The organism is Ornithinicoccus hortensis (assembly GCF_006716185.1).
Taxonomy (GTDB): domain Bacteria; phylum Actinomycetota; class Actinomycetes; order Actinomycetales; family Dermatophilaceae; genus Ornithinicoccus; species Ornithinicoccus hortensis.
On sequence record NZ_VFOP01000001.1, the window covers coordinates 2,328,871 to 2,343,141 of the forward strand.

Genomic DNA, 14,271 nt, shown 5'->3' on the forward strand with positions numbered 1-14,271 from the left:
CGGCGGGCCGGTAGCGCTGTGGCAGAATGACCGCAGCAAAACGTGCTCCGGGGTCGGTGTAATTCCGAGCCGGCGGTGACAGTCCGCGACCCGGCCGCTGCCAGCGGCCGGTTGACCTGGTGAAATTCCAGGACCGACGGTGAAAGTCCGGATGGGAGGCAGCACGCGTCGCGAGGGTTGCCCGACGCCCCGGTGCCCAGGCACGACGGGGCCACCGGCCCCGTCCCGACCGGACCGAGGACCGCGGTGGACTTCTGGAACGACATCTTCTACGCCCAGCTCACCATCGCCGGGCACGACATCGCCTGGCGCGAGGTGGTCGGCAACCTGTTCGGCCTGGCCTCGGCGTTCGCCGGGATGCGGCGGCGGGTGTGGGCCTGGCCGGTGGGCATCATCGGCAACGCGTTGCTGTTCACCGTCTTCATGGGGGTCTGGTTCCACAACCCGCAGGAGCACTCCCTGTTCGGCCAGGCCGCCCGACAGGTCTTCTTCATCATCACCAGCGTCTACGGCTGGTGGCAGTGGAGCCGGTCCCGGAGGACCCGGGGGGCCGGGGGCCCGGCGATCACGCCCCGGTGGGCCACCGCGGGGGAGCGCCTGGCCTACCTGGGGGCCTGGGTCGGGGGCGTCCTGGTGCTGCAGTGGGTCTTCGCCCAGGTCGGCGCCGGCTGGCCCGCCCCCCGCTGGTACTACTGGACCGACGCCTGGATCTTCGTCGGGTCGATCATCGCCACCTATGCCATGGCCCGCGGCTGGACCGACTTCTGGCTGTGTTGGATCGCGGTCGACGTGGTCGGGGTGCCGCTGCTGTGGCACAGCGGCTACTACCCCTCCGCCCTCTGGTATGCCGGGTACTCGGTGTTCGTCACCGTCGGGTTCCTCATCTGGCGACGGGCCGCGATCGTGGAGGCCCCCTCCGGCGGCGGACCCAACCTGGCCGAACCCGCGCCGGCGGGCACCGCCGGCTCCGCGGGCGAGGACCGCACGCCGTAGCCTGGACCGGTGACCCCTGCCCCCTCCGCCCGCCCCAGTGGCGGGCGGCGCGACCCCTACGCCCCGTTCCGTCCCCGCCGCGGCCGGATCGTCGCGCTGGCCTGCGCGGTGGCTTTCGTCGCGGCCTTCGGGTACCTGGCCGTGGTGATCCCCTCCGAGGGCACCTTCGGCTGGGGTTTCTGGGACCGGGTGCTGCTGGTCCTCTTCGCCCTGGCGGTGGCGGCCGGGCTGTACCGGTATGCGGCGCTCCGGGCGATCCCCTCGCGCGAGGGGCTGCGGGTGGTCAACCTGGTCCAGACGCACGACCTGGAGTGGGCCCAGATCGCCTCGGTCGGCTTCTCCGGCGGCATGCCCTGGGTGGTGCTGGAGCTCACCGACACCGAGGAGGTGGCGGTAATGGCCATCCAGCGGGCGGACGGTGAGGTGGGCCGGGCGGAGGCGCGCCGCCTGAGCGCCCTCGTCGCGCACCACACGGGCGGTTCGCCGGGCTGACCCGCCGCCACCCACTGGTAAACGGTTCGGGGTACTGGTAGCACGCTCGACCATGCCACCAGTGCCCCGAACGTGCTACCAGTGGCGGGGCGAGCGCCGGCGTGTGGTCAGGGGCGCTGACACCACCCGCGACGCTCACATGCCAACGCCACCCACCCCGGGACGCGCGGCTGTCTCAGGCCGTGTCGAGCACCAGGTCGGCGACCTCCCGGGCGGGGTGCGCGGCGAAGACCTCCTCCTCCTGGTCGGCCCACTCGGCCCAGTGCGGGGCGAAGGTGTCCCCGTCGCGGGCCAGCGCGCGGCGCCGGCGCACCTCGGTCGGGGCCTCCAGCCAGACCCGCAGCGCATAGTCGGCCACGCAGTCCACGGCGAGCGCCCCGACGCCCTCGACGATGACCAGGTCGGCCGGTCGGACGGTCACCCACTCGGCGGGCCGTGCGGCCACCCAGTCGTAGCGGCGGTACCGGCCCGGTCGGCCGGCGACGAGGGGACGCACGAGGTCCGCGCAGACCCCGGGGAGCGCGGCCGCCAGGCCCTGCCACCCGGCATACAGGTCGTCCAGGTGCACCACCGTTGCCGGCACCCGGGACGCCAGCGCGGCGGCGAGGTCGGTCTTGCCGGACCCGCTCCGGCCGTCCAGCCCGAGCACCCGCACGCCGGCAGGGCCCGGCCCGCTCCGGGACAGTCGGTCGAGCACCCGGTCGGCCAGCCGGTCCGCAGGGTCGGGGGAGACCCCGTCAGCCACCTGCGCCTACCTGCGCCCGGTGGCTGCGCACGCTGGCGTCGTCCCCGTCGACCTGGACGTCTGCCACGGCGGTCCGTCCGGACAGGTAGAGCGCCAGCTCGACCGGCGCGCCTGTGAGGACCACGCTGCCCAGGCCGGTATCCCGGGCGGGCGGGCCCTTGACCGCGCCCCGGCCGTGGCCGGGGGCGACGAGGACGACACCGACCGGGGACCGGCGGACGAACAACCGGGCGGCCCGGCGGAGCTGGGACCAGACCGCCCGCGCGGTGGCCTCGTCCACCGGTGCGGCGCGCCAGCCGGGTTGGGCCCGGCGGATGTCCTCGTGGTGGATGACGAACTCGAGCAGGTCGGCCAGGTCGGCCACCGGGTCGAGGCGCGACGGCGCCCACACCGGGGGGCCGGAGGCCAGACGGTCCACGAGCTGCTCGAACGGCACGTCGGTGGCCAGTCCGGACCGGACCCGGTCCGCCCGGTCGGCCGTGGGCGGGAGCAGCCCGAGGACGGCGGCGTCCGGGCGGGACTCGCGGACCACCAGGTGCGCCACCAGCCCGCTCACCGGCCACGGCGGGCACAGGGTCGGGGCGTCGGGGCCGGTCTCGAGGGCGGTCTCGCAGAGGGCGAGTCGGTGCGTTCTGGCAAGGGGCATGGCACCCATCCAAGCATCGCGTGCGAAGATGCAGGACGCACCTGTTGGTCTGCGGGGCTCGGGGTGGGCCCCGTGCGTCGCGCGTGCCCGAACTCCCACCGTCCGTGGAAAGGACTGCTCCCTCGTGACCTCCGCACCGGGCACCCGCCCGCTCCGGCCGCCAGCGCCGACACCCGCCGTCCTGCGCCGCGGGCTGCGGGTGATCTGGACCGGCATCAAGCAACAGCGGGGCTGGTTCTCGGTCGCGGTGTGCGGCTCGGTGCTGTGGGCGGGAGCGACGGTCGCCACCGCGTGGGGGATCGGCTACGTCACCGACGGCGTGGTGACCCCGGCCGTCGCCGCCGGCAAGGTCAGCGCCGGGGGCCTGTGGACGATCTTCCTGGTGCTGGCCGGGATCCTGGTGGTGAACGTCCTCGGCGTCATCCTGCGCCGTGTCTACGCCACCGTCGCCGGCTTCAACCTGCAGGCCGCCTACCGGCGTCGGGTCACCCGGCAGTACCTCCGGCTCCCGCTCAGCTGGCACCACTCGCACCCCTCCGGGCAGCTGCTGTCCAACGCGCACAGCGACGTGGAGGCCACCTGGCAGGTGTTCAACCCGCTGCCGATGGCGATCGGCGTCCTCGTCATGCTGGTGATCGCCGGCACCCAGATGGTGCTGATCGACCCGTTCCTGGCGCTGATCGGCTTCCTGGTCTTCCCCGGGCTGTTCGCCGCGAACCTGGTCTTCCAGCGGGTGATGGCGCCCAAGATCACCCAGGCCCAGCAGTTGCGGGCCGAGGTGGCCGAGGTGGCGCACGAGTCCTTCGAGGCCGGCCTGGTCGTCAAGGCGATGGGCCGGGAGGAGGAGGAGGCCGACCGGTTCCGCCGGGTGACCAACGACCTGCGGGACAGCCTCATCCAGGTGGGGCGCACCCGGGGCACCTTCGAGCCGGTCATCGAGGCCATCCCGACGGTGGGCACCCTCGCGGTGCTGGCCGTGGGGACCGCGCAGGTGCGGGCCGGGCACCTGTCCGCGGCGGAGGTCGTGCAGATCGCCTACCTGTTCTCCATCCTGGCCTTTCCGGTCCGGTCCCTCGGCTGGGTGCTGGCCGAACTGCCCCGCACCGTGGTCGGCTTCAGCCGGGTCGACGCGGTGCTGCGCGCCCGCGGATCGATGGAGTACGGGACCGGTGAACTGGGGCGCGAGGGCGCCGCGCACTCCCGGACCGAGGCCGTGGACTACGCCTACGAGGACCGGGTGGAGCACACCGTGCTCGGCAGCGAGGAGGCCATCGCCGAGGCGGCCGGGGAGCACGACCCGTATGCCGGCACGCAGGGCACGTCCGAACGCACGCCGGCCATCCGGGGGGTCACCCTCGACATCCCGGCCGGCAGCACCACCGCGCTGGTGGGACCGACCGGGTCCGGCAAGTCCACGCTCACCAACCTGGTGCTGCGGCTGATCGACCCGGACTCCGGCACCGTGCGGCTGGACGGTATCGACCTGCGCACCGTGCGCCAGGGCGAGGTGCCCGCGGTGGCGACGCTGGTGGCGCAGCAGACCTTCATGTTCGACGACACGGTGCGCGACAACGTGGTGCTGACCGGGGACGGCGCGGACCGGCCGGACGACCAGCAGGTGTGGTCGGCGCTGCGGATCGCGCAGGCGGACCAGTTCGTCTCCGCCCTCCCCGAGGGTCTGGACACCGTCGTCGGGGAGCGCGGTGGCAGCCTGTCGGGCGGCCAGCGCCAACGGATCGCCCTGGCCCGCGCCATCATCCGCCACCCGCGGCTGCTCGTGCTGGACGACGCCACGAGCGCCGTCGACCCGGCCGTGGAGCAGGACATCCTGGGTGGGCTGCGCGAGGCCAGCGACGGGATGACCGTGCTGGTCGTCGCCTACCGGATGGCGACCATCATGCTGGCCGACCACATCGTCTACCTGGAGCGGGGCCGGATCCGGGACCAGGGCAGCCACGAGGAACTGCTGGGCCGGTGCCAGGGATATGCGGACCTGGTCACCGCCTACGCCCGGGAGGCCGCCCAACGGGCCGCCGTCGCGGCCAAGGAGGAGAAGGCGTGAGCAGCGCCCCGAAGACCGCCCCGGGCGGCGACACCCGGATCGAGAGCACCTCGGACCTGGGCACCATGGCGACTCTCCGGCGCGGCCTCGAGCTGTCGCCGGAGCTGCGCAAGGGCATCGGCGTCACGGCTCTGCTGGCGGTCATCACCACGGTGGGGCGCGTGGTCATCCCGTTCGTGGTGCAGCAGGTCACCGACCACGGCATCCTGGCCGAGGGCGGCCCGGACCTGCAGTTCGTGATCGTCGCGGTGCTGCTCGCGGCCGCCGTGGTGTCCGTCACCAGCTTCTGCCAGTTCCTGGTGAACTACCGGCTGTTCAAGGCGGCCGAGTCCGGGCTGGCGACGCTGCGGTTGCACGCCTTCCGGCACATCCACGACCTGTCGGTGCTCACGCAGAGCACGGAGCGGCGGGGATCGCTGGTCTCCCGGGTCACCAGCGACGTCGACACGATCTCCATGTTCGTGCAGTTCGGCGGGCTGATGCTGCTGATCTCGACCGCCCAGATCGTGCTGGCCACCGTGCTGATGCTGGTCTACAGCCCGATTCTGGCCGGGGTCGTCTACGCCTGCTTCCTGCCGCTGGCGATCCTGATCCGCTGGTTCCAGCCGATGCTCGGCCGCGCCTACGGCGCCGTCCGCGCCCGGGTCGGGGAGATGCTCGGCGCGGTGTCGGAGTCCATCGTGGGTGCCGTCACCATCCGGGCCTACGGGGTCGAGGACCGCACGGCGGAGCGGATCGACCGGGCCATCGAGAGCCACCGCAAGTCGGCCATCACCGCCCAGATCCGGTCGGTCACGGCCTTCGTGTCGGGGCAGGCCTTCGCCGGGCTCACCCTGGCCATCGTCCTGGTCGTCGGCACGGTGCTGGCCGTCGACGGTCGGGTCAGCCTCGGGGAGCTGCTCGCCTTCCTCTTCCTGGTCAACCTGTTCACCCAGCCGGTGCTGATGGCCACCGAGATCCTCAACGAGCTGCAGAACGCCGTCGCCGGGTGGCGCCGGGTGATCGGGGTCATCGACACCCCGGCCGACGTGTCCGACCCGGAGGACGGGGTGGTCCTGGACCGGGGCCCGATCACCGTCGACTTCGAGGACGTCTCCTTCGCCTACCCGGGCGGGGACACCGTGCTGGAGGACGTGACCATCTCCTTCGCCCCCCGCAGCCGGGTCGCCATCGTGGGGGAGACCGGCTCCGGCAAGACCACGATGGCCAAGCTGCTGACCCGGCTGATGGACCCCACGGAAGGGCGCGTCCTGGTCGACGGTGTCGACCTGCGGGACATCGCGTTCCGCTCGTTGCGGCGCCGGATCGTGATGGTCCCCCAGGAGGGCTTCCTGTTCGACCAGCCGCTGGTGGACAACATCCGGTTCGGCCGTCCCGAGGCCAGCGACGAGGACGTGCTGCTGGCGCTGACCGAGCTCGGCCTGGACGCCTGGTTGGAGACGCTGCCGCAGGGGCTGCAGACCCAGGTGGGCCAGCGCGGTGAGTCCCTGTCCGCGGGGGAGCGGCAGCTGGTCGCGATCGCCCGGGCCTACCTGGCCGACCCGGACCTGCTGGTCCTCGACGAGGCGACCAGCGCGGTGGACCCGTCCACCGAGGTGCGGATCCAACGGGCCCTGGAAGGGCTCACCCGGGGGCGCACGTCGGTGGCGATCGCGCACCGGCTGTCCACCGCCGAGGCCGCCGACGTGGTGGTCGTGGTCGACCGCGGCCGTATCGTCGAGGTAGGTCCGCACACCGACCTGGTCGGGCGCGGCGGCGTCTACACCCGGATGCACGCCTCCTGGGCGGCGCAGCAGAGGAGCGGATGAGATGAGGTCGCGGCTGGTGGCGCGGGGCTGGTTCCTCGCGGCGCTGCTCGGCGTCCTCGTCCTGCTCATCGGATCCGCCCGCCCCTGGGTGCACGCCCGCTCCGAGGACGCGGTCGTCGGCGCCGCGAGCCTCACCGTCACCGGCAGCGAGCTGAGCCCCGCCGTGCCGGCGGCGGCGCTGCTGGCCGGTGCCGCGGTGCTCGCCGGACTGGTGGGCTCGGCCGTGGTGCGCCGACTCGCCGGTGTGTGCCTGGTACTCGCGGCGGTGGTCGCCGGCGTCCCGGTCCTCGGCCTCCTGCGCGACCCGGCCGCCGCGGCCGGACCCGTGCTCGCGGAGCGGACCGCCATCACCGGCGCGGCCGAGGGGACCCGGCAGGTCCAGGCCGAGGTCACCTGGGTGGTCTACGCCGCCCTGCTCGCCGTGCTGTGCCTGGCCGTCGCGGGTCTACTCCGGCTGCTCCCGGTGGCCGCCGGTCAGCGGCCGGGCACCGTGGTCGGGGGCGGGGGACCCTCCGGGGACGGTGGGGAGAACCGCCCGGTCGCCGACCACGGGGACACGCCCCGGGACGGCTATGGCAGTGCCGCGTGGGAGCAACTGTCCGCCGGGGAGGACCCCACGGCCGACGGTCCGGCAGGGGAGGCCGGCGACGGACCCGGGGAGCAGGCTCCGCCCCGGGGCTGACGCCGCCCCGCCCATCGGCGAGGCCGGTGTGCCCCGGCCCTCCTGACCTGGCACAATGAGCACGCCCGCCCCACACCCCGAAGGAGCCCCCTGCCATGAGCGAATCCGGACACGGTCACTCGACTGCCGCCTGGACCGGAGTCACCGTGCTGATGGTGGCCGCCCTGGTGCTCGGGCTGGGCGTCCTGCTGAACCTGCCCTGGGCACTCTGGGTGGGGTCCGCGCTCGCGGTCGTCGGCGCCCTGGCCTGGTACGGACTGCATGCTGCCGGGTACGGCGAGGAGTGGGAGAGCAAGCACTGACCCGCCCGGTCCGTCCCCAGCCGGCCGGTCTAGGCTGACGCGGTGACGACCGTGCTCGACCAGATCATCGCAGGGGTCTTGGAGGACCTTGCCGCGCGACAGGACGCGCTGCCGCTGGCGGCCCTGCAGGACCGCGTCCGTGCGCTGCCACCGGCGCTGGACGCCGTGGCCGCCCTCGCACCCCGCCCCGGCATCCACCTGATCGCCGAGGTCAAGCGGCGCAGCCCCTCCAAGGGCGACCTGGCCCCGATCGGCGACCCCGCCGCACTGGCCCGTGCCTACCAGGAGGGCGGCGCGTCGGTGATCAGCGTGCTCACCGAACAGCGGCGCTTCGGCGGGTCGCTGGCGGACCTGCAGGCGGTGCGTGCGGCGGTGGACATCCCGGTCCTGCGCAAGGACTTCGTGGTCGAGGACTACCAGGTGTGGGAGGCCCGGGCGCACGGCGCCGACCTGGTGCTGCTCATCGTCGCGGCGCTGGACCAGGAGCGCCTCGTGTCACTGCTGGAGCTCACCGAGAGGCTGGGCATGGATGCCCTGGTGGAGTCGCACGACGAGGTCGAGGCCGAGCGCGCCGCCGCGGCGGGTGCCCGGATCATCGGCATCAACACCCGGGACCTGCGGACCCTCGACGTCGACCGTGCCACCTTCGCCCGGGTGGCCCCGACGGTCCCCGCGGGGGTGCTGCTCGTGGCCGAGTCCGGTGTCCGGGGGCCCGAGGACGTCGCGGAGTATGCCGGGGCGGGGGCCGGTGTGGTCCTCGTCGGGGAGGCGCTGGTCACGGGGGGCGACCCCGTCGCCGGCGCCCGTGAGATCGTGCAGGTGCAGACCAGGGAAGGGATCAGGCCGTGACGCAACAGGAGGCCGGACGGTTCGGCCGGTACGGGGGCCGCTACGTCCCCGAGGCGCTGGTGGCCGCCCTCGAGGAGCTGGACGCCGCACGCCTGGCGGCGATGCGCGACCCCGCCTTCCACCGGGAGCTGGCGCGGCTGCACAAGGACTACACCGGCCGGCCGAGCCCGCTGACCGAGGCACCCCGCTTCGCCGAGCACGCCGGCGGCGCGCGGATCTTCCTCAAGCGGGAGGACCTGAATCACACCGGGTCGCACAAGATCAACAACGTGCTCGGGCAGGCGCTGCTGGCCCGCTCGATGGGCAAGACCCGGGTGATCGCCGAGACCGGAGCCGGGCAGCACGGGGTCGCCACCGCCACGGCCGCGGCCCTGCTGGGCCTGGAGTGCACGGTCTACATGGGCACGAAGGACACCGAGCGACAGGCTCTCAACGTGGCCCGGATGCGGCTGCTCGGGGCCGAGGTGGTCGCCGTGCCGACCGGGAGCGCCACCCTCAAGGACGCCATCAACGAGGCGATGCGCGACTGGGTCACCAACGTGGGGACGACGCACTACCTGCTGGGAACCGTCACCGGCCCGCACCCGTTCCCCACCCTCGTCCGCGACCTGCACGCCATCATCGGCGAGGAGACCTACGACCAGGTGCTCGAGCGGACCGGCCGGTTGCCGGACATCGTCTGCGCCTGCGTCGGCGGTGGGTCCAACGCGATGGGGATCTTCCACCGGTTCGTCGGTGAACCCTCGGTCCGGCTGGTCGGCTTCGAGGCCGGCGGGGAGGGCATCGAGTCCGGCAAGCACGCGGCCCGGTTCAGCACTGGCAGCCCGGGCGTGCTGCACGGGGCCGAAACCTACCTGCTCCAGGACGAGGACGGCCAGACCCTGGAGTCGCACTCCATCTCGGCCGGCCTGGACTACCCGTCCGTCGGGCCGGAGCACTCCTACCTGCGCGACAGCGGCCGGGCGGAGTACCAGCCGGTGACCGACCGGGAGGCGATGGAGGCCTTCCAGCTGCTCTGCCGGACCGAGGGCATCATCCCGGCGCTGGAGAGCGCGCACGCCCTGGCCGGGGCCCTCCGGCTCGGCCGGGAGTCCACCCCCGGCACCGTCATCGTGGTCAGCCTGTCGGGTCGGGGGGACAAGGACGTGGACACCGCCGCGAAGTGGTTCGACCTGGTCGACGAGGAGGGGAACGCCCGATGAGCGCACTGGACCAGGTCTTCGCGACCTGCCGCGAGGAGAACCGTGCGGCCCTGGTGGCCTACCTGCCCGCCGGATACCCGGACATGGGCGGCTCCATCAGGGCGGTCCGGGCGGTCGTCGACGCCGGCGCCGACATCGTCGAGGTCGGGGTCCCCTACACGGACCCGCTGATGGACGGCCCCGTCATCCAGTCCGCGGCCGAGCAGGCGCTCGCGGGAGGCTTCCGGTTCGCCCAGCTGCTCGGGTGCGTGCGCGCAGTCGCCGAGGCGGGCGCGGTACCGGTGGTGATGAGCTACTGGAACCCCGTGCTGCGGTATGGCGTGGAGCGCTTCGCCGCCGACCTGGCCGAGGCCGGCGGCGCCGGGCTGATCACCCCCGACCTGATCCCGGACGAGGCGGGGGCCTGGCGGGCAGCGGCACAGGAGCACGGGGTCGACCCCATCTTCCTGGTGGCGCCCAGCTCCACCGACGCGCGGCTGCAGATGACCGTGCAGGCCTGTCGGGGGTTCGTCTACGTCGCCTCCACGATGGGCGTCACCGGGGTGCGGGGCACCGTGTCGGACAGCGCGACCACCCTCGTGGAACGGACCCGCCGGGTCACCGACCTGCCGTTGTGCGTCGGGCTGGGCGTCTCGACCGGGGAGCAGGCGGCGCAGGTCGCCGGCTACGCCGACGGCGTCATCGTCGGCTCCGCCCTGGTCAAGGCCCTGGGTGATGACCCGACCGGCGCCGCCCTGCACGCCCTGACGACCGAGCTGGCCGCCGGCGTCCGAGCCCGATGAACCGGGACCGGGCGCTCGGCCTCGTCGGCCTGGTGGCCCGGTTGCTCCTCGGCGGGGTGCTGCTGGTAGCCGGCTGGCTCAAGGTCCGGGACCTGACCGGGTCGGCCCAGTCCGTCGTCGCCTACGAGCTGTTCCCCTACGAGATCTCCCGGATGGTGGGCACGATGCTCCCGGTCCTGGAGATCGCGCTCGGCCTGCTGTTGATCCTGGGCCTGTTCACCCGGGTCAGCGCCGCGCTCGGCGGCCTGCTGATGATCGTCTTCATCGCCGGGATCGTCTCCGCCTGGGCGCGCGGCCTGAGCATCGACTGCGGGTGCTTCGGCACCGGTGGGCCGGTGACCCCGGGCCAAGAGCAGTACCTGCCGGAGATCCTGCGCGACCTCGGACTGGCGGTGGCCGCGGGGTGGCTGGTCGTGCGCCCGGGCACTCCGTGGGCCCTCGACGCGTTGCTCCCACAGTCCACCCCCAGCACGTCCCACACCGAGAGGATCTCCTGATGCCCCGCCCCCCTGCCCCCAAGGTCCCGCAGCAGCCGTCCGGGCCGTCCCGCGTGCTCGTCGGCGGGGTCGTCGTGGTGCTGGTCGCCATCGTCGCGGTCGTCGTCTACCTGGCCACCCGGGGGGACGGGGTGACCACCGAGGCCGGGACGGGTGACTTCACCCGCGCCGAGAACGGGTCGGCCAACTCGCTCAGCGAGGGTCGCGGGGTCCTGGTCAGCGAGGGCGAGGGCAAGCCCCAGGTCCACGTCTACGTGGACTTCCAGTGCCCCTGGTGCGGCAAGCTGGAGAACTCATCCGGTGCCGCGTTCACCGAGGCCGCGGAGTCCGGGGACATCGGCCTGGTCACCACGGTGATGTCGTTCCTGGACGGCAAGCTGCGCAACGACTCCTCGACCCGGGCGGCCAACGCCGCCCTCTGCGCCGACGACGCCGGTGCCTTCTCGGCATACCAGGCGCTCGTCTTCGCCAACCAGCCCGCCCAGGAGGGGGTCGGCTTCACTGACGACCAACTGCTCCAGTTCGCCCAGGAGGCCGGGATCGAGGGCGATGACCTCGACACCTTCTCCTCCTGCATGGCCCCGGGAGAGGACGGCGAGCTCACCTACGGCGACTACGTGGCCGAGATGCAGGAGCGGTCCAACCGGGACAACATCACCGGAAGCCCCCGGGTGCTGATCGACGGTGAGGAGATCTCGGAGGACGAGATGAACCTGCTGATGACCGACCCCAACTCCCTCGCCACGGTGCTCGAGGCGCACCGGTGACCGGTCTGGTGCTGCCCGCCTCGCTGCCCAGCCCCGTGACCGGGGTCTGGTGGCTGGGGCCGCTGCCCGTCCGGGCGTATGCGCTGTGCATCCTGCTCGGGATCGTCGCCGCGATCTGGATCACCAGCCGGCGGATACGGGCCCGCGGCGGCACCGGACAGGAGATCTACGACATCGCCCTGTGGGCGATCATCCTCGGGATCCTGGGCGGACGTCTCTACCACGTGATCAGCAGCCCCCGGGCCTACTTCGGCCAGGACGGGAACATCGCCGACGTGGTCAAGATCTGGGAGGGGGGCCTGGGCATCTGGGGCGCGATCGCGCTCGGCGCGGTCGGGGCGTGGATCGGCTGCCGCCGGTACGGCCACAACTTCCTGGACATCGCCGACGCGATGGCCCCCGGCCTGCTGGTCGCCCAGGCGCTGGGCCGCTGGGGCAACTGGTTCAACAACGAGCTCTACGGCGGTCCGTCCGACGCCCCCTGGGCACTGACCATCCACCAGTGGGACCAGTCGGCGGGGGAGGCGGTCCGGGACGCCGACGGCAACGCCGTCGTGCTGGGCACCTTCCAGCCGACCTTCCTCTACGAGTCGCTGTGGTGCCTGCTGGTCGCGGGCGTCCTGCTCGTGCTCGACCGACGGTTCCGGTTCGCCCGCGGACAGGTGATCGCGCTCTACGTGATGGGGTACACCCTGGGCCGCCTGTTCTTCGAGCTGATGCGCACCGACCCGGCGGAGGTCGTCTTCGGCCAGCGGATCAACGTCTGGGTGTCCATCGGGGTCTTCCTGATCGGGCTGGCGATCTTCCTGGCGATGGGCCGGCGCAAGGACTACCCGGTGCGCGGTCCGGCCCTGGACCTCACCGTCCGGGACGAGGCGGAAGCCGAGGTCGACCACGGTGAGGGTGCGGCCGCGGTCGAGGAGGTCGGGCAGGACGCGGCACCCCGCGGCCGCAGCACCCGCAGCCCCTGACAGGGGCATAGGCTGGGCACCATGCGTCGAGCCAAGATCGTGTGCACCCTGGGCCCTGCCACCTCCTCCTACGAACAGGTCCGTGCCCTGGTCGAGGCCGGCATGGACGTCGCCCGGATGAACATGTCCCACGGGTCCCACGAGGACCATGACAGCAACTACCACCTGGTCCGCCAGGCCGGAGACGAGGCGCAGCACGCCGTGGCGGTCCTCGCCGACCTGCAGGGCCCCAAGATCCGGACCGGCACCTTCGCCGCGGGCGCCGTCGAGCTCGCCCCGGGGGAGCGGTTCGTCATCACCACCCGCGACGTGCCGGGCGACCGCCACGAGGTGGGCACCACCTACGCGGGGCTGCCCCAGGACGTCAAGCCCGGCCACGACCTGCTCATCGACGACGGCAAGATCCAGCTGACCGTCGACGAGGTCACCGACACCGACGTCATCTGCACGGTCGTGATCGGTGGCACGATCTCCAACCACAAGGGGATCAACCTGCCGGGCACGGCCGTCAGCGTCCCCGCCCTCAGCGAGAAGGACGCCGACGACCTGCGGTGGGCGCTGCGGACCCGGGTCGACCTGATCGCGCTGTCCTTCGTCCGCTCCGCGGCGGACATCGAGGACGTGCACCGGATCATGGACGAAGAAGGCATCCGGCTGCCGGTCATCGCCAAGATCGAGAAGCCGCAGGCGGTCGACAACCTCGAGGAGATCATCGACGCCTTCGACGGCATCATGGTCGCCCGCGGCGACCTGGGCGTCGAGCTCCCGCTGGAGGCGGTCCCGCTGGTGCAGAAGCGGGCCGTGGAGATCGCGCGGCGCAACGCCAAGCCGGTCATCGTCGCGACCCAGGTCCTGGAGTCGATGATCACCAACCCGCGCCCCACCCGGGCCGAGGCCAGCGACTGCGCCAACGCGGTGCTGGACGGTGCCGACGCGATCATGCTGTCCGGGGAGACCAGTGTCGGCGAGTGGCCGATCAAGGCGGTCGAGGTGATGGCGCAGATCATCGAGAACGTGGAAGAACACGGCCTGGACCGGATCCAGCCGCTCGGCACCAACCCGCACACCACCAGCGGCGCGGTCACCAAGGCGGCCGCCGAGATCGCCGAGTTCCTCGCGGTCAAGTACATGGTGACGTTCACCCAGACCGGGGACTCGGCGCGGCGGATGTCGCGGCTGCGCTCGCACATCCCGATGTTGGCCTTCACCCCGGAGCCGGCGACCCGTTCCCAGCTCGCGGTCTCGTGGGGGGTCGAGACCTTCCTCACCCCGTTCGTGCAGCACACCGACGACATGGTGATGCAGGTCGACGAGGCGCTGGTCCGCGAGGCTCGCTGCGAGCAGGGCGAGATGGTGGTCATCGTGGCCGGGTCACCGCCCGGGGTGCCCGGTGGCACCAACGCCCTCCGGTTGCACCGGGTGGGCGACGCGGTCTCCGGCGTCGCGCCCGCCTACCGGACCGAGGGGTAGCCC

The 14,271-nt window shown here is 72.8% G+C and carries 15 protein-coding genes and 1 riboswitch; of the genes, 13 read left to right on the forward strand and 2 right to left on the reverse strand.

The features are described 5' to 3' along the window. The first annotated feature begins 38 nt into the window (after nt 1-38). Nucleotides 39-169: riboswitch (FMN riboswitch) on the forward strand. A gap of 77 nt (nt 170-246) precedes the next feature. Together pnuC and FB467_RS10815 are read left to right on the forward strand one after the other, a co-directional pair. Next, nucleotides 247-993, forward strand: a complete 747-nt coding sequence (gene pnuC / locus FB467_RS10810; protein ID WP_141786611.1) for a nicotinamide riboside transporter PnuC — start codon at nt 247-249, stop codon at nt 991-993. Nucleotides 994-1,002: 9 nt separating this feature from the next. Continuing rightward, nucleotides 1,003-1,485, forward strand: coding sequence for a PH domain-containing protein (locus tag FB467_RS10815; RefSeq protein WP_141785101.1), 483 nt, complete (start codon nt 1,003-1,005; stop codon nt 1,483-1,485). Nucleotides 1,486-1,660: 175 nt separating this feature from the next. Here FB467_RS10815 and FB467_RS10820 read toward each other — a convergent pair whose 3' ends face one another. Both FB467_RS10820 and FB467_RS10825 read right to left on the reverse strand, forming a co-directional pair. Beyond that, entirely contained in the window at nt 1,661-2,230 is a 570-nt protein-coding gene (locus FB467_RS10820) for a nucleoside/nucleotide kinase family protein (RefSeq protein WP_228393442.1), read from the reverse strand. Continuing rightward, entirely contained in the window at nt 2,223-2,876 is a 654-nt protein-coding gene (locus FB467_RS10825) for a TIGR03085 family metal-binding protein (protein WP_141785102.1), read from the reverse strand. Before FB467_RS10825 ends, FB467_RS10820 begins: the two co-directional genes overlap by 8 nt. Nucleotides 2,877-3,000: 124 nt before the next feature. Here FB467_RS10825 and FB467_RS10830 point away from each other — a divergent pair, with 124 nt between their 5' ends. The 11 genes from FB467_RS10830 (at nt 3,001) to pyk (ending at nt 14,268) form a co-directional block, all read left to right on the forward strand. Further along, the gene (locus FB467_RS10830) at nt 3,001-4,938 is read left to right on the forward strand and encodes an ABC transporter ATP-binding protein (protein WP_228393443.1); all 1,938 of its coding nucleotides are present in this window, start codon (nt 3,001-3,003) and stop codon (nt 4,936-4,938) included. Nucleotides 4,939-5,003: 65 nt separating this feature from the next. After that, complete coding sequence (locus tag FB467_RS10835; protein WP_141786613.1) at nt 5,004-6,746, forward strand: ABC transporter ATP-binding protein; 1,743 nt, start codon at nt 5,004-5,006, stop codon at nt 6,744-6,746. A gap of 1 nt (nt 6,747) precedes the next feature. After that, nucleotides 6,748-7,428: a Trp biosynthesis-associated membrane protein gene (locus FB467_RS10840; protein WP_141785104.1), complete on the forward strand. Its 681-nt coding sequence runs from the start codon at nt 6,748-6,750 to the stop codon at nt 7,426-7,428. Nucleotides 7,429-7,523: 95 nt separating this feature from the next. Then, nucleotides 7,524-7,730, forward strand: coding sequence for an HGxxPAAW family protein (locus FB467_RS10845; RefSeq protein WP_141785105.1), 207 nt, complete (start codon nt 7,524-7,526; stop codon nt 7,728-7,730). Nucleotides 7,731-7,772: 42 nt separating this feature from the next. Beyond that, nucleotides 7,773-8,579 (forward strand): indole-3-glycerol phosphate synthase TrpC, encoded by an 807-nt coding sequence (gene trpC / locus FB467_RS10850; RefSeq protein ID WP_141785106.1) that lies wholly within the window; start codon nt 7,773-7,775, stop codon nt 8,577-8,579. Then, nucleotides 8,576-9,781: a tryptophan synthase subunit beta gene (trpB, locus tag FB467_RS10855; RefSeq protein WP_141785107.1), complete on the forward strand. Its 1,206-nt coding sequence runs from the start codon at nt 8,576-8,578 to the stop codon at nt 9,779-9,781. The genes trpC and trpB overlap by 4 nt, the downstream gene beginning before the upstream one ends. Beyond that, the gene (trpA, locus tag FB467_RS10860) at nt 9,778-10,563 is read left to right on the forward strand and encodes a tryptophan synthase subunit alpha (protein WP_141785108.1); all 786 of its coding nucleotides are present in this window, start codon (nt 9,778-9,780) and stop codon (nt 10,561-10,563) included. Before trpB ends, trpA begins: the two co-directional genes overlap by 4 nt. After that, nucleotides 10,560-11,060 (forward strand): MauE/DoxX family redox-associated membrane protein, encoded by a 501-nt coding sequence (locus FB467_RS10865; RefSeq protein WP_141785109.1) that lies wholly within the window; start codon nt 10,560-10,562, stop codon nt 11,058-11,060. Before trpA ends, FB467_RS10865 begins: the two co-directional genes overlap by 4 nt. Further along, the gene (locus tag FB467_RS10870; protein WP_141785110.1) at nt 11,060-11,827 is read left to right on the forward strand and encodes a DsbA family protein; all 768 of its coding nucleotides are present in this window, start codon (nt 11,060-11,062) and stop codon (nt 11,825-11,827) included. Before FB467_RS10865 ends, FB467_RS10870 begins: the two co-directional genes overlap by 1 nt. A gap of 5 nt (nt 11,828-11,832) precedes the next feature. Beyond that, on the forward strand, nt 11,833-12,798 hold the full coding sequence (lgt, locus tag FB467_RS10875; RefSeq protein WP_228393496.1) for a prolipoprotein diacylglyceryl transferase: 966 nt from the start codon (nt 11,833-11,835) through the stop codon (nt 12,796-12,798). Nucleotides 12,799-12,819: 21 nt separating this feature from the next. Beyond that, the gene (gene pyk / locus FB467_RS10880; RefSeq protein WP_141785111.1) at nt 12,820-14,268 is read left to right on the forward strand and encodes a pyruvate kinase; all 1,449 of its coding nucleotides are present in this window, start codon (nt 12,820-12,822) and stop codon (nt 14,266-14,268) included. Nucleotides 14,269-14,271: the final 3 nt, after the last annotated feature.

What these genes read in the sequence shown, in the direction of transcription:
- trpA (WP_141785108.1), top strand. Translation starts at nt 9,778, where the DNA reads ATGAGCGCACTGGACCAGGTCTTCGCGACCTGCCGCGAGGAGAACCGT.
- FB467_RS10865 (WP_141785109.1), top strand. Translation starts at nt 10,560, where the DNA reads ATGAACCGGGACCGGGCGCTCGGCCTCGTCGGCCTGGTGGCCCGGTTG.
- FB467_RS10840 (WP_141785104.1), top strand. Translation starts at nt 6,748, where the DNA reads ATGAGGTCGCGGCTGGTGGCGCGGGGCTGGTTCCTCGCGGCGCTGCTC.
- FB467_RS10835 (WP_141786613.1), top strand. Translation starts at nt 5,004, where the DNA reads ATGGCGACTCTCCGGCGCGGCCTCGAGCTGTCGCCGGAGCTGCGCAAG.
- FB467_RS10825 (WP_141785102.1), bottom strand. Translation starts at nt 2,876, where the DNA reads ATGCCCCTTGCCAGAACGCACCGACTCGCCCTCTGCGAGACCGCCCTC.
- FB467_RS10845 (WP_141785105.1), top strand. Translation starts at nt 7,524, where the DNA reads ATGAGCGAATCCGGACACGGTCACTCGACTGCCGCCTGGACCGGAGTC.
- pyk (WP_141785111.1), top strand. Translation starts at nt 12,820, where the DNA reads ATGCGTCGAGCCAAGATCGTGTGCACCCTGGGCCCTGCCACCTCCTCC.
- FB467_RS10870 (WP_141785110.1), top strand. Translation starts at nt 11,060, where the DNA reads ATGCCCCGCCCCCCTGCCCCCAAGGTCCCGCAGCAGCCGTCCGGGCCG.